Here is a 21,860-nt window from a genome sequence, read left to right as displayed (position 1 = left end):
CGCAGCGACGCTCGATGGGATCGACAATCGTATCAGAAAGTGGGCGGCCGGCCACCGTTGGGACTCATCCCGTCGGGATCTCCGATCACCGGCAGGTGCGTGTATTCGAGAGCTCGCCAAATGTCGCCCGACTTGCGGAACTTGACGATCAACCGGCGAGGGACCTGCGCGTTGGTGTGACTCTTGTCTTTCATCGAAACGGTGACGTTGATCGTAAAGTCGACGATCGCTTCGGGAGGCTGCAGATCGCTGCGGATCTCAAACTTGCGAAAGCCACCCATGTTGACCTGGGCCCGATCGAAGTGAAAGCGTGGCAGTTCCGCCTTGGCCGATTGGATCGCCGGTTCGGCATCGGGATCGATGAACTGAAAGACGCGCTCGTGGTCGTTCGCCTGCAGCGCTTCGGCGACCTGCAGGATCGAATCGACAAGCGATTCGCGGTCGGTCACCCATATCTTTTCGACGTAGATCCCGATCGGAATCAACAGCAGGAAGATCCCCGCGATGATCAGCCCCGCTCGCTTCCCCGTCTGCATCCACCCGTAAGCCGATGCGACGGCAAAGGCCAGCAGAATGAAGGTCAGCATGAACGGGCGTTCGGCGATTAGATCCACCATCGCGAGGGTCTCCAAATCATCGGCGGTCGAGGCATCGTGAGCCTTCGATTGTACGCCAGACCCTGCGAGCCGTCGAACGGACGCTCAGCAGATCAGCCGCCACACGCTGGCGTCCGGTTGGTTGAAGGACCGGATGCTGGCGGCTTGTCGGTTTAATCAGCCGATTGGGCGTTAGCCCCGGTTCCGCTGCCACTGAACCGGGGCTAACGCCCAAACGGCTAATGCAAGGAAGCTCGTTGTGACTAAACCGACGAGCCGCTGGCGCCTGCCGGCTGACACGTCTCCATTCGGGAGACCAATGCGCCGCCAGGATCAGGCGGCTTGAGGAAGCGTATCGTCCAACGGTTGGATGTGCGTTCCAAGCGTTTCGATCTCGAGTTTGAAGATCCGATCGACTAATTGAGCCGCTGTCGGCCGGTCGGTCGCCGTCGGCGAAGTCATCTCTTCCAACATCCCGACGACCGATTCGGGAACCTGGAATTTTTGCAGCAGCTGGCGATTCAAAGGCTTCGCCGGGACTGCCGGTTTGTTGCGGCAGAGCATCTGTTGGAAGACCATTCCAAGCGAATAGATATCCGATTGGCTGGTCGCTCTGCCCTTGCCTTGGATCTGTTCGGGAGCGGCGTAGGCGGGAGTTCCTTGGAAGCGATCGGCTTGCAGTGTGTCCCCTTCACGCATTGATAGTCCCAGATCGATCACCGTCAGGTGGCCGCTGAGACTGACCAGCATGTTGTCGGGTTTCACATCGCCGTGAATCCAACCGGATTGATGCAACGCTTGGAGCGCTTGAGCGGCTTGGCGAATCCACCACAATCCGACCGGCAGAGGCTGCGAATATTTGCTGCCCAGCCAAGTCGAGAGCGGTTGTCCGTCCAGGCGTGGGAAGACGACATAGGGGCGCGGCGCGGAGAGCCGAGCGTCCAACAGTGCGATCAAATTGGGATGGCTGGCCGCTTTGGCGCTGGTCGCTTCCTGACGCAATTGCAGCTGGCCTTCCAGTTGCGCATCGATGCTGTCGGTGACCATTTTGACGACGTAGTCGGCGCGCGGGCTGCCGGCAGCTTCGGCGGGCTGCGCGTAAAACAGATCGGTCCAAGGCCCTTGGTGGAAGCATTCCAGCAAACGCCAAATGCCAACGCATTGATTTCGTTTTGCGCTGGGAACGCGATCCGTGGTGACACCTGTTCGATCGGTCATGTTCTCTCCGTCTGCCTTTGCAACGAGCCAAATAAATGCCCGTTAGCTAGGATCGGCGGATGAGATACTCGCCTGCAGATTGGGCGGCGCAACCGCTAAAGTCGACGCGACCGGCAACCCGGCATCCTGCGCCGACCATGCGGTTCAGCAGCGTTTCGCCCTGCAATTTGTCTACCCAAAGTCGCTTTCGGGGAGCAATGCTTGCAATTCGATCCATTGGGCTTCGGCTTCGCTCAACTGCTCCGTCAGCTCTTGGATCTCGTTGTGCAGGTCGAGCGCCTTTTTGGCATCGGTCGTTTCCAACAACTCTCGATTCAGCGCGTTCTTGCTGTCGTCCAGTCGAGCGATCTTCTTTTCGATGCTGCTGATCTCTTTCCGCAGTTTGCGGTCGTCGCGTCGCGCGGCGCGATGGTCTCCCTTGGGCGCCTTGCCGGCGGGCGATCCCGATTTGCCACGCTTGGCATTCAGTTCACGCTCTCCGTCGTCGACCTCTTTGTTAACCGCGTACAGATACGATTCGTATCCGCTGCCGTAGTTCCGCACCTGTTGATCGCGGACCTCGATCACGCTGGTGGCGATCCGCTGCATGAAGTGCCGATCGTGGCTGGTGAAGATCACCGTACCCTTGTATTCCAACAACGCGTTGGCCAACGCATCGACGGTTTCGACGTCCAAGTGGTTGCCCGGTTCGTCGAGCACGAGGATGTTGTAATCGCCTAACAACAGGCCGGCCATACACAACCGAGCGCGTTCACCACCGGAGAGGACCGAGATCTTCTTGCGGGTGTGCGAATCGCGGAACAGCAACGATCCGGCGACGGCAAGGATCTGTTGATGCGTGGTCCCGGTGAGCGCCTTGGATTCCAAATATTCGAGGACGGTCCAGGTCGGCGTGAGGCTGGTGTAGACGTGTTGCGCGTAGGTTCCGATCTCGCAACCGTAACCCCACTTCACCATCCCGGAGACAGGTTTCAACGATTTGACAAGCGTTCGCAGCAGCGTTGTTTTACCCTGGCCGTTGTCACCGACGATGCCCGCCCGTTCGCCGTGTTCGATCTCCAGTTGAATCCCCGAAGCGACGGTATGATCGGGATACCCGATGCTCAAATCGAGACAGCGGACCGCTGGCCCTTGCCGCGGGTTGTCGATGATTGGCGCACGGATGTGGACCGTCGGCAGGTCGACTTCGATCTCGACGGTCTGCAGGCGTTCGAGTTGTTTTTGTTTGGATCGAGCTTGGCTGGCGGTGCTCGCGTTGGCGCGGTTCTTGTCGATGAACGTCTGCAATTGTTTCTGCTTGGCCAGCACGGCGCTGTTGACGCGCAGATCGTGTTCGCGGCGTTCTTCCTGGTATTGCAAGAAGGCTTCGATCTTGCCCGGGTACATCGTCAATTTGCCGCGGGTCAGGTCGAGGGTCTGATCGCAGGTCGCTTCCAGAAAGGCGCGATCGTGCGAGACGATCAGGCACGATGCGTTGAAGCCACGCAAAAAGTGCTCCAACAGAATCTGGGTACGAACGTCCAAGAAGTTTGTCGGTTCATCGAGAATTAACAGATTCGGTTCGTGCAGCAGCAGCGCGGCCAGTTTGACACGCGTTTGCCAACCGCCGGAGAGTTCTTTGACGGGGCCTTCCAGGTAGACACCTTTGAGTTCGAATTGGCCAGCGACCTCGCCGCACTTCCAATCGGGCTGGCCGCTGTCGCGCATCAGGAAGTCGAGCGCCGATTCGCCCGGTTCGAACGGGTCGTGCTGACGCAGGTATCCAACGCGCAGATTGTTGCTGTAGATGACCTCGCCCGAATCGAGTTCCTCTTCGCCCATGAAGATTCGCAGCAGGGTCGATTTGCCGGCGCCGTTGCGTCCGACCAAACCGAGTTTCACGTTGTCGACGATTGTTGCGTCGGCATCATCTAACAGGACTTGTTCGCCGTATCGTTTGAAACCGCCTTTGATTTGGAGCAGCGTTGCCATGGGGCCTTTGGGTCGTAGGAGGAAGCTTTGCGACGCCCGGCCGTGCAGGCAGCAGGCGTCGCATTTTTATAGAGGAAGGGGAAACTCGCGTGTCCGATTGGAAGTATCGGCGGGGGCGCGGTTAGGGCTTAATTTCGCTGCCCAGCAGTTCCAGGAACGCTCGCATCCAGGCGGGATGGGCGGGCCAAGCCGGCGCGGTGACCAAGTTTCCGTCGACGTGCGCGTTGTCGAATCCGTCGGATGCCGGGACAAATTGGCCGCCAGCGACGGTGACTTCCGCGGCAACGGCTGGGTAGGCGCTACACTTGCGTCCTTCCAGCAGGCCGGCGGCGACAAGGATCTGCGGTCCGTGGCAGACCGCGGCGATCGGTTTGTCGGCGGCGTGGAATGCCTTCACCAAATCGATCACCTTGGAATTCATCCGCAAGTATTCGGGGGCGCGGCCGCCGGGGATCACCAAGGCATCATAGGTTGCAGCGTCGGCCGAATCGAAATCGGCGGTGATAGCAAAATTGTGACCCGGTTTTTCACTGTAGGTCTGATGCCCTTCGAAATCGTGGATCGCTGTCGCGACGGTTTGCCCCGCCTGCTTGCCGGGACAGACGGTGTCGACTTGGTGGCCAACGCACAGCAGAATCTGCAGCGGCACCATCGCTTCGTAATCTTCCACAAAATCGCCGACCAGCATCAGTATCTTTTTGGCAGCCATCGCCTTGGGGTCCTTGGGGCTCAAAGGAAGCAAAAAACGGTTGATTGTTGAAGGGAAAGGCCCTTCAGACCACAGGCTAACCTGGGCCTACTTTTTTAGCCAGACACCCAGCCGCTCGCCTTGCATGGAAAAATATTGCCGCTTGGTGGAATTCCGGCTTGACGCGGGCGGTTTCCGATTGGTACTCACCCTCCAGCCCACTGTTTTGTGTGATCACTTGACAGAGGGGCAAACGCGGTCGTTTGGTTGGTCAGACGATCGCGGAGCTTGGGTCGTTCAGTTCTGCCGAGAGATTGCCACGGATGGCGTGTGCAGCGCGGGACGATCTTGATATCGCATCGAGAATGAATTTCGATCGCGAACATTGGCTGGCGGGTTAGTTTTTGCTTAAAGCGTACCCGCGATGAAGGAGATTCGCGTTGATTGCAACGGTGAACTACAGACTTTGGATCACATCAATCGCTTTGGTTGGAGCGCTGCTCTCATGCATCGATGTGAATACGCATGCCCAGGACCCCGCCGCGGCGCCGGTCCCTGTCCAGCCACGCGCTGACCAGCCAACCTCGTTTGATCCAGGCAGAGCCTATGCCTTGGTTCAACAGGCCAAGCAGGCGATAGCGGATCGGAACTTGCCAGTGGCAATCTCCGCCTTCCGCGAGGCCGCTGGTATGTTGCCGATGCTGCCACAGCTGCGTCCCGAACTCGATGGGCTGTACCAACAGCTGCAATCGATGGGGGTCCAAGCCAAGGATCTGATGGCGATCGTGCCTCAGATGCCCAATGGCGCGGCGGGCTTGAAGTTACAAACGCCAGCCCAACCGCTCCCCGGAGGCTTTAGCCTACCGCCGATGCAGTTGTCCGCCGGGGCGAATCCTTCCGCCACCATCGACATGCAGCGGTTGCCAACGGCCGCGGGACAGCCAGCGTCCAGCGATCCAACCGCACAACAATACGCTCCGATCACCAAACAAGCGCCGGTCGAACAACGTTTAACCGAAGCGGGTCGCTTGGTGGCGTTGGGATTGGCGGCGATGGATCGCGGCGATTTCCGCACCGCCCAACAATTGGCGACTCAGGCGGACAGCCTGGAAGTCCCCGATGCCGCCTTCCGTCCCGGCCAGACACGCCCTTGGCAATTGATGTTGGATGCCGATTCGATGTCGCGTCGTCAGCCAGCGATGTCGCAACAGGCCCAATCCAATCCCGCACAATTAGGCGGAGTAGTTCAAGCCGGTGCGACGATGCCAATCGGCAACGCCCCTGGCATGGGACAGGTTCAACAGAGCGGATACAACGCTGCGAACGACAATTCACAAGTCGTCCAAGTTCAAGCGAACCTGCCGCAAGTGCCGGTTCCCAACGACGCGGCGGAAACCTATCGCAAGGGTGTCGAAGCCCTTTCGGCGGGGAACAGCGACGAAGCGAGAGCTTTGTTCCTGGAAGCTTGGAAAAGCGAAGCGACCCTGGATCCGGCGACTCGCCAACAATTGAAAGACAAGCTGACGTTGATGCGTCCAGCAACCGAATCGCGTCCGATGGCCGAACCGACGGCTGCGTTTGATGCTGTCACTCAAGAGCAAACCCTTGCTCGAGCACGACTGATGCGTGAAGTCACCAGCGAACTGGCAAATGTCGAACAAGCCAAGAAGGACAATCCGGTCGGTGCCTTGGAACGGCTGCAACGCCTGCGTCGCAGTGTCGAAGCGAACAGCGATGCCGATTCGGCCTCGCGTCAACAGATGCTGGCGATGGTCGATCGCCAGATCACCGCTCAACAGACCTACGTGGAACAGAATCGTGCCCAGATCGATCTGGACATGACCAACACGCGGATTCGCGAAGAGATCAACCAAGAACAGTTCGACTTGATCGAATTGGACGAGAAGGTTTCGCAATTGGTTGAGCAGTTCAACGAATTGATGGACGACCAACGATATCCCGAAGCGGAGATCATCGCCAAACAAGTCAATGAACTGAAACCCGATTCGCCGATCGCAACGCTGTTGTGGCACAACTCGCGAATGGGCATCCGTTTGAATCAAGCCGAAGAGATCAAGGGCAAGAAGGAGATTGGATTTGTCGATACGCTGCAGGCGGTCGATGAATCGTCGATTCCTTTCGACGATCGCAATCCATTGAAGTTCGCCGATGCTCGCCAATGGGCACCGATGAGCACCACGCGATTGCAGCGTGAACGTGCGGCCAACCGTCGCATGGGCCCTCGTGAACTCGAAATTGAAAGTCGTTTGACGACTCCTGTGGAAGTGCGTTTCGACAACCGACCGCTTGGCGAAGTGATCGACACGTTGAGCAAGATGACCGGCGTGCCGATGCACATCGACGATCGCGCTCTGTCGGCCTTCAATATGACTCGCGATCAATCGGTCAGCATCGATCTGAGCCAACCGATCTCGCTACGCAGTGCCTTGCAATTGATCCTCAGCCCCTTGGATTTGAGCTATGTGATCCGCAACGAAGTCTTGATGGTTACCAGCCGCGAGATGCAGCGTTCGGACGTCTATCCTGTGACCTATCGCGTCGCCTCCTTGGTGCTGCCGATTCCTAACTTTACGACTTCGTACGAGACCGGTTTGGCGGGAGCCATTCAAGCGGCTCACGCGATGGCGAACAATCGCTTAAACGTGAACACGATGCCCGTATCGTTGACCGGCCTAGCGTCGAACAACACGCCGATGTCGCCGACCACCATGAACCCCAACATCTTGGCTCAAGGTGGCTTCACCGCCCCGGGAGCGTTTGGATTTGGCGGCAACGGCGGACATCAAGGTCAAACCACCCAGCCCGGTTCGATGGGTGGTGGTGCGATCGCCGACTTTGATTCGCTGATGGAATTGATCCAAACCACCGTCATTCCCGATACTTGGGAAGCGTTGGGGGGGCCAAGTACGATGAGTCCTTATCCGGCGAACTTGAGCTTGGTGATCAGTACAACCAGCGAAGTACACGACCAGATCACTCAACTGTTGGAATCGTTGCGTAAGCTGCAGAACTTGCAGGTCACGATCGAAGTTCGCTTCATCTCGTTGGCCGACAACTTCTTCGAGCGTATCGGACTCAGCTTTAACGCTGAATTCGACGACAACGTCGACGAACTGCCACTGGACGACCGCGGTCCTTCGGTTGCGATCGGTATCGGAGATGCCGCCGGCACGCCGACCGCCGACTTCGACTTTGCCTTCAACCAAGGCAGCTTCGGAGCGTCGATTCCAGCCTTTGGTGGATTCGATCAAGGATCCGCGGCCAGCATCGGTTTTGCGATCCTCAGCGACATCGAAGCGTTCTTCTTCCTCGAAGCCGCTCAGGGTGACAGCCGAACAAACGTTCTGCAGGCACCTAAGGTGACGCTGTTCGATGGCCAGATCGCTTCGATCAACGATCAATCGCAACGACCGTTTGTGATCAGCGTGACGCCGATCGTCGGTGACTTTGCCGTCGCTCAACAGCCGATCATCGTGGTCTTGAACGAAGGTACTGCGTTGAACGTGCAAGCGGTGGTCAGCGACGACCGACGCTTCGTCCGACTGACGCTGGTACCGTTCTTCAGCCAGATCGGTGACGTCGACACGTTTACGTTCGAAGGTCGTTCGTCGAGTAGCAATTCGTCTCGCCGCGACACCAACAACGATGGTGTGATCGACGAACAAGACGAAGAGGTATCCGAGGAAGAAACCAACGAAGGTACCACGGTCCAGTTGCCGACCTTCGCGTTTACTTCGGTTTCGACAACGGTCAGTGTTCCCGATGGCGGAACGATCTTGTTGGGTGGTATCAAGCGATTGCGTGAAACACGATCCGAGCAGGGTGTGCCGATCTTGAGCAAGATCCCGTACATCAGCCGACTGTTTAAGAACGTCGGTACCGGACGTGAAACCAACAGCTTGATGCTGATGGTCACACCGCGGATCATCATCCAAGAAGAGGAAGAGTTGGCTCAAACCGGATTCGATCCGACCCGTTAATCGGCTGCCAAATCTGTAGACTATCGACCCGCAGGAGTCGCGTTTCACGACGCTGCTCCTGCGGTTTTTTGTAGATAGAGCGGACCGCTGGCTGCAGAGCATTCTGTGGCCCAGCGTTCCACTCTCGATACAACAGAATGACTTGCCCAGCCGCGTCGCATCTGGGCTTGGGCATTTTCTCGACTCCGAGCATTTCTTTGGGCTTACGACGATGGATTCGCTCATCTGCCAGCTGGTCCGACGCGTGCTTCGCGCTACTGCCTTGGCCGGGATCACGGTTTGCCTGATGGCGATCGATAGCGTGGGGCAGGAGCCGGAGGCAGAGCTGGCTTGGGACGATCAACCGGTCGTGCGGTTTCGCAAAAGCATGTTCCAAGGTGTGATTCTCTCGGGCGGCTACGTCAGCGATGCTGGTGAGAACGCGCTGTCGATCGCCGACTACAAAGTCTCTGCGCGGTTGGCGGTCCCCTTGGGCAGCTTTCAGAATTTGTTGGTGCTGACGCCCAGCTTTCGGCAATATTTTGTCAACGCTGGCGATGCGATCGATGTGCCAGATCGGCTGTACGAGACCGGAGTGTCTCTCTTCACGCGATATCAATGGAAACCGGGGCTCTCGATTTTGGCGATGGTTTCGCCCCAATTGCGGACCGATTTTGAAACCGAAGACAGCTCGTGGCGGTTGTCCGGATTTGGTGTGATCGCGTGGGAATGGATTCCCGAAGTCTTAACCGTTTCGTTTGGTGCCGCTTATCTCGGCCGCGACGACCTGCCGGTGCTGCCGGCGGTTGGGCTCGATTGGCGGCCGAATGCAGATTGGCGACTGGAGTTGATGTTCCCGCGACCGCGTCTGATGCGTCGGATCGCCAAGAACGGACCGCTCAGTGAAACCTGGGCCTACGCCTCGATCGCTCCCGGCGGCAATACGTTCAACGTCCGGCGCAGCGATGGGCGAGACGACGAACTGACGCTCGGCGACATCCGCACAATGCTCGGCGTCGAACAGATTCGCGATGGCGGGCGAGGCTGGTTTGCCGAGCTGGGGCTCGCGTTTGCGAGAACGATCGAATACGAATCGGGAGACGAATACGACTTCGACGCCGGGATGTTCGGCAACGCCGGGGTGACGTTTTAAGGAGATTGCTGGAGTCGAGGCTTCAGCCGAAGATGCGTTTTGTCGGCTGAAGCCTCGACTCCAGCGCGCCGTCGGCTGAAGCCTTGACTCCAGCGCGGTGATCTACTGGTTCGCCTGGCCTTTGATCGTTCGCTGAGCGACTTCCCAGGCGGAGTCGAGATGCTTCAGATAGGCGACCGGATCGAGCAGACGGCTGGCGTCGTCGGTTTCGACTTCGATCAACCAACCGGCCGCATAAGGTTCCGCGTTGATCGCCGAAGGATCGTCCAAGGCTTCCGGATTGATCGCCGTCAGCCGGCCGGCAAGCGGCGAATAGAGATCGCTCTCGGCCTTCTTGCTCTCGATGCTGCCGATGTTCTCGCTGGCGGCGATCGTCGCCCCGGCGTCGACGATCCAGTCGAGGAAGTAGACGTCCTGCAGCAGCCGAACTGCATAGGCGGACAATCCGAAACGGAAGCGTCCCGCATCGGTAGGCATCGCCCACATATGGTTCTTGGCATACAGACGGTCTTGCGGAAAGCTCGCTTGGAACTCTCCCATGCTGAAGACCAGCGAGTCGTTCGACTCGACAGACTCGCTCATGTGTAGCGAACCCCTTGGTGCTCGGGCTCAAAGAACGCGGGCAACAGCGAATCGGCACGCAACAGGCCATCCATCGTCAATTCGACTTGGTCGTCGTTGAAGCTCAGCAGCCCCTGGTCGGCGTAACCTTGCCAAACTTCGCGCCAGCTATCGATCACGTCGACGCCAAACTTCTGGCGGAAATAACCGACATCCAGCACGCCCTTCTTCAGCAGCAAAACCATCTCGCGGATCAGCATCTGATGCTCGGTCGGTTGGAAACCGCGTCCCAGCGGCAAACGGCCCTCTTCGATCGCGCCCAGATACTGTTCCATACCGGGCAGGTTTTGGTAGTGAACGCCTTGGGCGTGGCCAAAGCTGGCGATCCCGGTGGCTAACAAATCGCTGCCACGCCACAGATTGTCGCGATAGCTGAAGCTGATTTTGTTGGGATCCTTGATCATCGTGTACGCGCTACTGACGCTGTAACCGACCTTCTTCAGCTCTTCATACGCATACGCAACCCAAGCTCGTTTGGTCGGCCAATCGGCGACGGGCGTCTCGATCTTGTTGCCCAAAATGTCTTTGGAGTAGACCGTGTTAAACGGCAATTCCATCTGGTAGATCGTGACGCTTTCGGGACTCAGTTCGATCACCTTCTCGATGTTGTACTTCCAATTGTCCCATGTCTCGCCGACCATTCCCGAGATCAGGTCGATGTTCACGTTATTGAAATTGGCAGCTTCGATCCATTCCCAGGCAGTGTAGACCTGTTTGGAAAGGTGAGCGCGGCCATTTTCTTCGAGCACCGAATCGGTGAAGTTCTCTACACCAAGGCTCAGCCGCGTGACGCCCAAGGTTTCGCGAAGCGTCTTGACCTTGGTCTCGCTGAGCGTGCCCGGTTCGCATTCAAACGTCACCTCTTCGGCGCCATCCCAAGTGATGTGGCGGTGCAGGCGTTCCGACAGCGCCGTCAATTGCTTAGGGCTAAGGAAGCTAGGGGTGCCGCCGCCGAAGTAGACGAATCGGAACGGACGATCGCCCATTACGGGCAACTGGCTGACCATTTCGATCTCGCTGCAGAGCGCATCGACGTAGCGTTGCACCTCGGGCGCTTTGACGTCGGTGAAGACCTTGAAGTAACAGAACTTGCAGCGTTTGCGGCAGAACGGGATGTGCAGGTACAAGCCTAGCGGCGTGTCGGGCTTGGGGGCGCTGCCGAGCGTCTGCTCGACAGTTGGCAGGGCGTCGACCGTCCACTGAGAATAAGGAGGGTAGTTGGAGATGAAATAGCTGCCGACTTCAGTTTTGGAATCGGTGGTGCTCATGGAATCTCTCTTTTGGTGGTCGGATGGGGTCGGTGCGGGAAGACGATAAACGTCCCGAGCGACGCGGACTACGGTTGGAATCGACAACCCGCATGCATTCTTCGGCCCGAGCTGCTTAACAGTTTACTAGTAAATCAAGTTCTCGACAGCCATTGCCTATGGCAAATCCGTGTTTCAACGGGGAGGTGCCAGCCGAAACACAAACGCTTAATGGCTCGGCGGTCATTGCTTGCCGCCGAAGCAGAGCACATGTCCCTCTTCGGTCGTGAGAATCAGCTTTCCGTCGGCGATCGCGGGGGATGCTAGCAGAGCTCCTTTGACTTCATATTGCCAGGTCTGTTTGCCGTCATGCAGGTTGAACCGGTACAAGCGGCCATCGGTGGCGGCCAGCAGCACGCTGTCGCCGGCGATCACGGGAGATGCGTCGGCGCGGCGGCGGACCGTGGTCTGCCAGAGCTGTTTTCCGCTGGAAGTGTCGAGCGCCGTCACACGTTTGCCTTGGCTGCTGACGACGACAACCTTGTCGGTTGCCGCGGCGCTGCTTCTGTATTCTTGCGATTTCTCGGGGTCTTCATAGGTCCACTTACGAGTCCCCTTTTGCCAATCGAAGGCAAACACGTGTCCGCCGTAGGTTGGCAAAAAGGCTAGCGGACCGACAACCGCCGGCGTGCTGTTGGTCGGACTTTCCAAGGGCATCGGGGCGGACGCCTTTTTGCCGGTGTTCAGATCGACGACATGCAGCTGGCTGTCGCAGCCGCCCAGGAAAGTTCGGTCCCCCGCAACGGTGGCGGAGCAGCGGATTTGGTCGGCGGTTTCGTATTCCCAGACGACCGAGCCGTCGGTCAGCTTCAACGCGTGCAGTTTGCCCGCTTCGGAGGTGATCAGGACTTTCTCGCCATGGAACATCGCTCCGGAATCGATCTGCCCGTCAGCTTCGAATTTCCAACGCTGGCTGCCGTCGGCCGTCGAAAGGGCGTAGACCATGCCGTCGTAATCGCCCAGAACCAACGTATCCCCTTGGATCGCCGGGGCCGCGAGAAAACCGGTATCGATCGAGACCTTCCAGATCAGCTTGCCATCGGCCAGGTTCAGGCAGAATACGTTCCCTTCGGTATCGGCGGCGTAGATCCGCCCCGCATCGATCACCGGGGTCGCTTCGAAAGCGGCCGCATCGGCGAAGTCCCAAAGCAGGGAAAGCGTTTCGGGGAGCGCGGTCTCGACGGCTCCAGTCGCTGCGAGATTGCCGCGTTGGACCGGCCACTGGGCCAAGCAATTGGAGACCGTCGCCACGCAGAGGAGGCTGGCCAGGAGAATGCCATCTGTTTTCAAAGGCTGCATCGCGTCGCTAATCGAGGGTTGCTGTGAGCTGCGCGGGGCTGAACTGCAGCGCGTCCAAGGCGGATGAGCCGCGTGAGATCGCGTTGACGAAGGAGCCCGCGGTCGGGAGTGGTTTCAAATCGGCAGGGGCAATCGGCAGCCTGGTGGCCAGCGAATGCCGATTCATTATACCGGGAACGGTCCCAGGGGGTGCAAACTGCCAAATTTTCTGACTTTTCAAATTCGTCGGGGGCGTATCTGACGAACTTTCTTCGCGTCGATTAAAGTGTATCGGATGACAAGGGATGCCTGGCGCGGCAACCATTGCAGAGATTTTTGTACACATCAGACAACCCTTGGTAAGATCTGTGGCCATGGACAGCAACGGATCCGATACCGTTATTACTTCGAAAATCGCTCCTGTCACCAGGTTTAAGTCGGACTTTATGATTTGTGTCAGCATTGGTCGCGGTCGCCATAAACGAATGATCGCCGAATATGAATGGATCGCCCAACAGGGGATCAAACTTGTCGAATTGCGGTTGGATTACCTGACGCGGACCGTCGACCTGCATCGTTTGCTGGGCGATAAGCACTGCCAAGTGATCGCCACGTGTCGCCGCCGCGAGGATGGCGGTCGCTGGAAAGGGAGCGAAGAAGATCGGTTGATGCTGTTGCGCTCGGCGATCGCTTCGGGAGTCGACTACGTCGATCTCGAGGGGGACATCGCCCACACCGTGCCGCGGTACGGGCGGACCAAACGCATCGTCAGCTATCACAACTTTGAGACGACGCCCGATAACCTGGCCGAACTGCACAGCGAATTGGCTCGCCGCGACGCCGATGTGGTCAAGATCGCAACGATGGCGAATTGCGTCGAGGACACGTTCCGGATGATGGAACTGGTTAAAAGCTCCGACGTCCCGACGATCGGACTCTGCATGGGGGACCTCGGAACCCCAACGCGTATCCTGCAGGGAAGTTGGGGTTCGCCGTTGACGTTTGCGTCGATCGATTCGGAGCGAACGATGGCTCCCGGTCAGGTCGGCTGGAAAGAGATGTTGAAGGTCTACGACGCTGAAAATATCAACGCCGATACGAAGCTGTTTGGTGTGATCGCCGATCCGGTCGGGCACAGCTACAGCCCGCTGATTCACAACGCCGGCTTCAAGCACCAACAACTCAATAATCGTTACCTGCCGTTTCGCGTTCCCCACGAAGATCTCGACTTCTTCATGGAGAACTGCCAACGGATGGGGATCAAGGGACTCAGCGTCACGATCCCGCACAAAGAAGAGGTGATGGAGTACCTGACTGAAATCGAGGCCTCGGCGCACGAGATCGGCGCGGTCAATACGATCGTCTTCGATGGCGACAAACGTCGCGGTTTTAACACCGATTACCGCGCGGCGATGGATTGTTTGATGGAGTCGGTCGAGCACGATGCTTCATCGGACGAACCGCTTCGCGGCAAGACGGCGTTGCTGTTGGGAGCCGGCGGGGTCTGCCGAGCGATCGCTTGGGGATTGCGGCAACGCGGCGCGGACATCATCGTTACCGGAAGAAGTCCGGCGCGGGCCGAAGCGCTGGCTGCATCGGTTGGCGGCAACGCGATCGCATGGGAACACCGGCATGATCCCGAGGCGGACATCTTGATCAACGGAACGCCGTTGGGAATGTATCCGAACCTGGATCAGTCACCCTACGATGGCAACCAATTGCGAGCCGAAACGACAGTATTTGAAACGATCTACAACCCTGGGCAAACGCTGTTGGTCAAGCTGGCTCGACAAAAGGGATGCAAGATTGTCACGGGCGTCGACATGTTCATCCGCCAGGCAGCGTATCAATACAAGCTGTTCACTGGCAAGGAACCGCCGATCTCGGTGATGCGACAAGCCTTGGCTCGCGCGGTGAATCCCGCTCAGACTTGGGATGCGACCGAAGCGGTCAACGCCGACCAAGACGGCGACGACGAAGAGAGCTGATCCCGCGAGGCCGCGTGTTTGCCGCGACCTTTGATCATCGATCCGCGATCCACAAGGCTCTCTTCCCAGCGGGAGGAGAGCCTCGTCAGCGGATCGCATGCTTTGCAGCAAAGCCGATCGTCGGCTTATTCTTTGCTCTCGGTCAAGCTTTCGCCCTTGGAGAGGACCGACAGTTCGGTCGTCAATTGCTCGCGCAGGTTCTCCAGCGACTGGAAACCGAGGTGAACGTTTTCAACCTTCCCCGACTTGCCGATCATCACGGTCATCGGAAAGCCGGTGACTTGGTAGGTCATCGCAATCGATGAATCCTCGTCGCGAGCGACGGTGATCGCCAGCTTGGATTGCTTCAGGAAGGCTTCGATCTCCGCCTTCGATTCGGCGTTGTTGATCGCGTACAGCACGACGCCTTTGTCCTTGAACTCCTCGGCGACTTCCGAGATCACTGGCATCGCCAATCGGCACGGGCCACACCAGGTCGCCCAGAAGTCGAGGATCACGACGTCTTTGCCGAGGTGCTTGGACAGATTCAATGTCGAGTCGTCCATCAGCGGCGCTTCGAATTCAGGAGCGGGTTTGCCGACCAAGGGGTGCGGTCCGCCCTCCATCGATTCGACCAAAGCTTCGACCGAAGCGAAGGCCTTGGCGTCTTTAGGAGCTTCGAATTTGAAGGTGTCCGAACCGCCTTCGGCCCATTCCCACTTTTCGACCTTCACATCGACGACGAATTTAAAACCTGGGGTCTTCTGGACCTGCGGGTTGGCTCGCTTGATCAATTCAGTCATGTCGATCGACATGCCGGCCAGTTTGGGTTGCTTGTCTTCGGTGATCGTCAATTGGACAAAGCTGTCATCGGCGCGATTCAGCTGCAGCGTCTTGCCAGCTGGTTTGGCGTCCCCTTCGGGTTTGACCAATTCGACGCTGGTGACGTCGGTCAACAGGTTTTCGCGAGCCGAGTCGCTGGGGATCGTCATCGCCAACAGGGCGTCGATGATCGGTCCGCCGGGCATTCCAGGTTCGACGATCAGATCGGCCAGCGTGGCGGGGCTGTCTTTCGAGATGTAGGCGTCGGGGGTGACCAGCATGTTCAACATCTTGCCATCGGAAACGATGTCGACGTTGACCTCTTCGCTGCGGACACGCAGAGCAAACTTGTTAGGCAGTGCCGAGGCGGCGGAGTAATCGGTTTTGGTTTCGAAGACAACTTGGCCCTCGGAGTAAACTTGTTCGCTGGTCTTGAATTCAGCCGTTACCGCTTTGGCCGACTTGATCTGATCGACAAACGCAGCCAGCACGGGTTCCGCTTCGGCCGAGATTTTGGCCGGTTCTTGAGCGTTGAGTGAGCTGACGGCAATGGCTAACAAGCCTGCGAGGGCCGGGGCCAGGGGGCGTGTAAACATCACGGGAATTCCTGTCAAAGATTCGTTGGTGGGAGGTTTGGCTTGGCCGATCGCATTGCAGCCGAAAGGGCAGCCGCCGGTTCGATTTCTTGCCCATTGCTAACGGAAGCGATAGGAAGGAGTTCCATAAATCTTAGACGATCCCGACCGCCACACCTATGGCGATGGAAGCCTTTTCGTTTTTATCAGAATGGATTGCGATCCCCCCAGCCGCGTGGCTGATTCCTGCGTCACTCGAGATCGAGACAGTTTTCACGTCTCTCAAAATCGACGGCAAACTGCCTGGCTGGGGGCAGAGTGGGGGCTCTACCGCGATGAAACCGTTTTCATTTCCATCGCTCCGGCGGCGCGGCGGTCCACGACGGCTCTGCGGCGGTCGGCATAGTTTCGCTCGGGCAATCGGCCGTCGACCGAATCGACCGCTACGGTCAGCCCGGCGAAGTAAAAGAGATACATATTCAGCATCGGGATGATCGACACGTCCTGGAACATGCCGTTGAGCAGATAGCTGGAGAGTGTTGCTATCATCAATAGCCCGATGTTTTGGGCTTCGGGGCAAGCCGACGAACTGCGAGAGATCTGCCAGGCTTTCATTCCCCAACCGATGGCCATGATGATCCACAGCCCGGCTCCGATCAGCCCCGTGTCGACGAGGTAGGAGAGCAGGACATTGTGCTGGTGGTACGACGTTGCGGTGCGGAGCGGCATCTCCCACTCCGTCGCTTTCGCATACTGTTGGTTGAAGGCGAAATAGTGCCCATAACCGACACCGGTCAGCGGCCGTTCCTTGAACATCTCCCAAGCGATAACCGCCAACATCGGCCGCAAGGCGATCGAATCGGCCGCGGCGCTGGCCGACAGGTTCTTATCTCGCTTGAGATTTAAGATCTGGTCTCCAAAACCGATTGCGAGCCCCCCCGCCAGAACCAACGAGGTGACCACCGCCCAGATCCGAATCCCGCGCGAGATGCGATTGAATTGAGTCAACGAAACCGCAGCGATGGCAGCAATCCAAACGCTGCGTGTGAGCGTGGCGAAAACACCTCCCGCAGCGGCCAACATCGCGATCCCATAGCCGAGACGCGCGAAGCGGCTTCGGTGTTGAAATGCCAATAGCATCGCCGCGATCCCAATCGATAACAGGAATCCATTCCCCGTTGGGTTCAACAACGGGCCTCGCCCACGGCCTAAAAATTCGATGTATTCGGGGTCGATGATAAAGCGAGGGAAGACAAGCGATTTCAGTTCCGCCTTTTCGGCCAACGCGGTCAGCCCCAGATAGATCCCCAGTCCGATGAAACTCCGCTGCACCACACGCAGCTCGAATCGCGACAGCCGCGCGAAGCGGGCAACGATGTACATCCCCATCGGTAGCAGGGCATAGAAGATCCATCGCGCCAGCGGTTCTGGTCCCGCTTGGGGGGCGTCACTGATCACCATACTCAGCAGTAGCCAGCCGACGAAAGCAACGATCAACCAATCCATCCGGTTCAATTCGATCGGACGAGTGCGGTCCCGGAGCGATCGGAGCGCAAACAGCCCCAACATCACAAACCACAAAATCCGATCGATGCTGAATTGGATCGGGCCGTTGATGGCGAAAAAAACGGGACCGAAAACGGTTCCGACGATCAAAACCACAAGGGCCAACAGTTGCAGCGAGACGCGGTGCGCAAGGTAAATCCCCCACACTCCAGCGGCTAAGGCAAACAGTAGTCCTAAGAATTCCAACAGTCCACTCCGGCAACGAATTGGCACCGCTATTGGTGCGATCAATCCTAGGTGCCAGAATCGAACAAGGCGGGGAAACTTAGGGCGAGAACCGAAAACGGAGACATTTTTTTGGTTCGATTGCCCGACTTTGTGGCAGATCCTCACATCAGCCGTGCCGATTGTCGCAGCACAAGGTAAACCAGGCGTCGCGGCGAACGGACGCGTTCAAGGCCGAACTATTTGTTTTCGCTGAGGATTCGATCGAGGATGCCGTTGACGAAACCGCGACTCTTGCGATCGCCATACCGCTTGGCCAGCTCGATCGCTTCGTTGATTGCCACCCGCCCGGGGGTTTTCGCAAAGACGATTTCGTAGATCCCCAGTCGCAAGATATTTCGATCGATGACCGCCATTCGGCTGATCGACCAATTGGACGAATGTCTGGCCAGCAGAGAATCGATTTCGGTGCGGTGATTCATGACTCCGCCAACCAACGAGCGCGCGAAGTCGGACAGCGCTTGATGGTGCCGCATCCGCGTCTCGATGAACTGATCGCGATCACGGCGCGTCCGTTCGGTTCCGAAGTCGTATTCATATAAGAGTTGCAACGTGATTTCACGAGCGCGCCGACGAGTTGCCATAAGATCCAAATTCTAGAAGTTGCGTAGGTTGGGCCGTAAGTTAAGCACGCAATATCGATTGCGCAAAGGGTCCGTGCAATATTTGTCGATCGCAGAACCGCCATCGCCCAACCGACAGATTTCCGAGGTCGTAAATTTTTGATAGCGGGGGAAATTATTCGTGCCAAGCGTCCTAGAAAAGCAAGACTACGGTAGTTCGCAAGCTTTCCATCCGCCAATTGCCCGTTCGTGCGTCCATGGCTCCAGCAATTTCCGCTACGACACCCACTTCATCGCCGACACTAGCCGACTCCTCAACGCGGGAGCCTTTCCTAGCCGATTCACTGGCCGTTGGGCTGTTTGTTTCGCTGGCAATGACCGTCGTGCAACGCGGGGTTGGATTTGCTCGCAGCATCGGGTTTTGCAAGTTTCTGGATGAAGAAACGCTTGGCCAGTGGGCGATGGCGTTGTGCTTTATCAATTTGATCACGCCGATCTTTCTGCTCGGTTTGCCCGGGTCGATCGTCCGCTACGTCGAACACTTTCGTCGCCGCGGTCAATTGCAGGCCTTTATCTACCGGATCGTGTTTGGGACCGCCGTGTTGACGCTGCTGGCTGCGACGTCGATGTTGGTCTTCCCAGGGCGATACGCCGATTTGATCTTTCGCGACCCCAACGTCGTCCAGCCGGTCTTTGCCCTGGCCGCCTGTTTGGTGACGACGATCATCTTCAATTTTATGGAACATCTGGTCAGCGGATTGCGGCAGGTCCGCGTCGCGTCGCTGATGCAGTTCGTGCATAGCGTCGGCTTCACCCTGCTGGCGATCAGCTGGATGGCGATTGGTGGCGGTGTCGCGGGCTTGATCCTAACCTTTGCCGCGGCGGCGATGTTGGGATGTGTGCCGGCGGCTTGGGTACTGATGAGGAATTGGTCGGGGCTGCAGCGGTCGGATGACCCGCTGACACATCGTTCCTTGGCGCGGCGGATCGCTCCTTATGCGGCTTCGCTGTGGGCGATCAATCTGATCGGCAACCTGTTCGATTTGTCGGACCGCTACATGATCCTGCACTTTAGCGGCGGTGGGCCCAGCGTCGGGCAAGCGATGGTCGGGGAGTATTTTAGTGCGCGGTTGTTGCCGATCTTTTTGCTCAGCCTGGGGACTTTGATCGGCGGTTCGTTGATGCCTTATCTGACGGCCGACTGGGAATCGGGACGGAAGCGTCGGGTGAACCTGCGGCTTCGCAAAACGCTGTTGTTGCTCTCGGGAGCGTTTGCGTTTGGTTCGGCGGTGGGAATGTTGATCGCCCCGTGGATGTTCAATCATCTATTGGACGGCCGTTATACGCAGGCGCTCGCCGTGATGCCAATCGCGTTCGTCTTCTGCGCCTGGAGCGGGTTGATTATCGTCGCTGAAAACTACCTGTGGTGCGCCGAGAAAGGGAAACTGATCGGCGTTGCGTTGACGCTCGGCTTGCTGGCAAACATTCTGCTCAATCGGCTGCTGTTGCCAACGATGGGCCTGTACGGCGCAATGTTTGCCACGGCGATCGCCAACCTCGTAGTGCTACTGATGGTGCTCTACTTCATGTCGACCCAAGGGTTTGTTTTCGATCGCTCGATCGGCTTCGCCTTGATCCTGCCAGCGACGCTGCTGGCCGGGCCGTATTTTGCGCTGCTGGCGATCGCTGCGGTGATGGCGACCAGTTCGCACACGCAGCGCTACCTGGGGGAAGTGCTGGCTGAATTCCGCCAGCACGCTGGCAAATTGCAGTCGCGTCTGGCGAACTCAAGCCTTGCGAATCTTTTCACGCCCCGACTTCACTCCTGAAGTCGCGTTCCGCGTGTCGACGATCAGAGGAGAGTGTTGGACGATGAAGTCGTAATCGTAGGCCGAGTGGTCGGTCGCGATCAACACGCAGTCCTGCTGGCTCAAGAATTCGGCGGTCAGCTCTTGGCTAACCATCTCGGGCAGGTCGTGGTGCCGCATCTTGGGCAACTCAGGAACATGCGGGTCGTTGTAGGTCAGATCGGCGCCGCGCTGCAACAAGATTTCCATCAGCGTGAAGGAAGGGCTTTCGCGGGGATCGTCGACATCCTTTTTGTAGGCAACGCCCAGCATGCAGATCTTGCTCCCCTTGATCGGCTTGCCAATCTCGTTCAGGAATTCGCTGGTCCGGTTGATCACATAGGTTGGCATCGACGAATTGACTTCGCCGGCTAACTCGATGAAACGAGTGCTCAGCCCCTGTTTGCGAGCTAGCCAGCTGAGATAAAACGGATCGATCGGGATGCAGTGACCGCCGAGTCCCGGGCCGGGATAAAAGGCTTGGAAACCGAAGGGCTTCGTTTTCGCGGCGTTGATCACCGACCAGACGTCGATTCCCATCGAGTCGAACAGGACTTTCAGTTCGTTGACCAGGGCGATATTGACCGCGCGGTAGATGTTTTCAAGCACTTTGGCCGCTTCGGCAATCTCGCAATTATCGACAGGAATCGTTCCTGCAACGGCTTTGTTGTAGAGGGCACACGCCAGATCACGGCTGGCCGCATCGAGGCCGCCAACAACTTTGGGAATTCCCGCAGCGGAGAAGTCAGGATTTCCTGGATCTTCGCGTTCGGGGCTGTACGCAACGTAAAAGTCGACGCCAGCCTTGAGTCCCGAGGTTTCCAAGATCGGAACCATCACGTCGCGGGTGGTGGTCGGGTAGGTCGTGCTTTCCAGGATCACGATTTGCCCGGGCCGCAGATGCGCGGCGATCGTGCGAGCTGTCGATTCGACGTAGGACAGATCGGGATCTCGGGCTTCATCCAACGGCGTGGGGACACAGATCAGCAGCGCGTCGGGCTGGGCGAGCTTGCTTGCATCAATCGTGGCGCTAAAGTCGGCGTCGGTATACCATTTGGCGATTTTTGCGTCGGAGATGTGCTTGATGTAGCTCTTTTGAGCATTCAGCGACTCGATTTTTCGCTCGTCGACATCAAAGCCAAGACAGCGGAAACCAGCCGAGGAAAAGGCGTCGATCAACGGCAAGCCAACATATCCGAGCCCCAAGATGCCAACGTAAGCGTTGCCTTGCTCGAACCGCTGCATTAATTCGTCATAGTTGTTTGTCATCGCGTTGAGCTGTCAATTTAAAGGGTTTGTTTTAAAAGAACCTGAGTGGCGCCAACAATTCATTTCACCTTCGCTACCGCTCGTTCGATGATGGCATCTCAAATGACAGCGGCAGAGAAATTTAAATTTCACCGTAGGATAGAGGTTGTTGCCATTCGATCGCAAGCGAAACCGCTGGCTGCAAGCCGTCACGCTGGTAAATTCACATTCCGAA

The 21,860-nt window shown here is 57.7% G+C and carries 15 protein-coding genes; 4 read left to right on the top strand and 11 right to left on the bottom strand.

The genetic code is table 11. From position 1 onward, the window contains the following. Positions 1-32: 32 nt before the first annotated feature. The 4 genes from EC9_RS05890 to EC9_RS05875 form a co-directional block, all read right to left on the bottom strand. The gene (locus EC9_RS05890; protein WP_145343199.1) at positions 33-617 is read right to left on the bottom strand and encodes a hypothetical protein; all 585 of its coding nucleotides are present in this window, start codon (positions 615-617) and stop codon (positions 33-35) included. Positions 618-929: 312 nt separating this feature from the next. Further along, positions 930-1,814 (bottom strand): serine/threonine protein kinase, encoded by an 885-nt coding sequence (locus tag EC9_RS05885; protein WP_145343197.1) that lies wholly within the window; start codon positions 1,812-1,814, stop codon positions 930-932. 171 nt (positions 1,815-1,985) lie between these two features. Continuing rightward, a complete protein-coding gene (locus tag EC9_RS05880) occupies positions 1,986-3,785 on the bottom strand; it encodes an ABC-F family ATP-binding cassette domain-containing protein (RefSeq protein ID WP_145343195.1) in 1,800 nt (599 codons plus the stop codon). A gap of 121 nt (positions 3,786-3,906) precedes the next feature. Next, the gene (locus EC9_RS05875; protein WP_145343193.1) at positions 3,907-4,494 is read right to left on the bottom strand and encodes a DJ-1/PfpI family protein; all 588 of its coding nucleotides are present in this window, start codon (positions 4,492-4,494) and stop codon (positions 3,907-3,909) included. Between the two features lie 635 nt (positions 4,495-5,129). Between EC9_RS05875 and EC9_RS05870 the strand changes: the two genes are divergently transcribed. Then, on the top strand, positions 5,130-8,474 hold the full coding sequence (locus EC9_RS05870) for a general secretion pathway protein GspD (RefSeq protein ID WP_246105975.1): 3,345 nt from the start codon (positions 5,130-5,132) through the stop codon (positions 8,472-8,474). A gap of 211 nt (positions 8,475-8,685) precedes the next feature. Then, the gene (locus EC9_RS05865; RefSeq protein WP_145343191.1) at positions 8,686-9,606 is read left to right on the top strand and encodes a hypothetical protein; all 921 of its coding nucleotides are present in this window, start codon (positions 8,686-8,688) and stop codon (positions 9,604-9,606) included. Positions 9,607-9,708: 102 nt separating this feature from the next. Here the strand turns inward: EC9_RS05865 and EC9_RS05860 are convergent, their stop codons facing one another. The 3 genes from EC9_RS05860 to EC9_RS05850 all read right to left on the bottom strand — a co-directional run bounded on the left by EC9_RS05860 (position 9,709) and on the right by EC9_RS05850 (position 12,833). Next, positions 9,709-10,188 carry a glycine cleavage system protein H gene (locus EC9_RS05860; RefSeq protein ID WP_145343189.1) on the bottom strand — a complete coding sequence of 160 codons (480 nt, stop codon included), beginning with the start codon at positions 10,186-10,188 and terminating at the stop codon, positions 9,709-9,711. Beyond that, positions 10,185-11,495, bottom strand: a complete 1,311-nt coding sequence (locus EC9_RS05855; RefSeq protein WP_145343187.1) for a coproporphyrinogen-III oxidase family protein — start codon at positions 11,493-11,495, stop codon at positions 10,185-10,187. Before EC9_RS05855 ends, EC9_RS05860 begins: the two co-directional genes overlap by 4 nt. 222 nt (positions 11,496-11,717) lie before the next feature. Further along, the gene (locus EC9_RS05850) at positions 11,718-12,833 is read right to left on the bottom strand and encodes an outer membrane protein assembly factor BamB family protein (protein WP_145343186.1); all 1,116 of its coding nucleotides are present in this window, start codon (positions 12,831-12,833) and stop codon (positions 11,718-11,720) included. A gap of 353 nt (positions 12,834-13,186) precedes the next feature. On the opposite strand from EC9_RS05850, the gene aroE reads away from it, so the two are divergent. Then, entirely contained in the window at positions 13,187-14,800 is a 1,614-nt protein-coding gene (gene aroE, locus EC9_RS05845; protein ID WP_315852315.1) for a shikimate dehydrogenase, read from the top strand. Between the two features lie 125 nt (positions 14,801-14,925). Here aroE and EC9_RS05840 read toward each other — a convergent pair whose 3' ends face one another. The 3 genes from EC9_RS05840 to nusB form a co-directional block, all read right to left on the bottom strand. After that, on the bottom strand, positions 14,926-16,197 hold the full coding sequence (locus EC9_RS05840; RefSeq protein WP_145343184.1) for a redoxin domain-containing protein: 1,272 nt from the start codon (positions 16,195-16,197) through the stop codon (positions 14,926-14,928). Between the two features lie 306 nt (positions 16,198-16,503). Then, positions 16,504-17,955, bottom strand: a complete 1,452-nt coding sequence (locus tag EC9_RS05835) for an O-antigen ligase family protein (RefSeq protein WP_145343182.1) — start codon at positions 17,953-17,955, stop codon at positions 16,504-16,506. 191 nt (positions 17,956-18,146) lie between these two features. Further along, a complete protein-coding gene (gene nusB, locus EC9_RS05830; RefSeq protein WP_145343180.1) occupies positions 18,147-18,551 on the bottom strand; it encodes a transcription antitermination factor NusB in 405 nt (134 codons plus the stop codon). 236 nt (positions 18,552-18,787) lie between these two features. On the opposite strand from nusB, the gene EC9_RS05825 reads away from it, so the two are divergent. Then, positions 18,788-20,359: a lipopolysaccharide biosynthesis protein gene (locus tag EC9_RS05825; protein WP_145343178.1), complete on the top strand. Its 1,572-nt coding sequence runs from the start codon at positions 18,788-18,790 to the stop codon at positions 20,357-20,359. Here EC9_RS05825 and EC9_RS05820 read toward each other — a convergent pair. After that, positions 20,318-21,646 carry a nucleotide sugar dehydrogenase gene (locus EC9_RS05820; RefSeq protein WP_145343176.1) on the bottom strand — a complete coding sequence of 443 codons (1,329 nt, stop codon included), beginning with the start codon at positions 21,644-21,646 and terminating at the stop codon, positions 20,318-20,320. The two genes, EC9_RS05825 and EC9_RS05820, sit on opposite strands and share 42 nt — an antisense overlap. Positions 21,647-21,860: the final 214 nt, after the last annotated feature.

This window comes from Rosistilla ulvae (assembly GCF_007741475.1).
Taxonomy (GTDB): Bacteria; Planctomycetota; Planctomycetia; order Pirellulales; family Pirellulaceae; genus Rosistilla; species Rosistilla ulvae.
The sequence above is the reverse complement of the archived record's forward strand: the minus strand, read 5'-3'. Positions and strand labels throughout refer to the sequence as shown.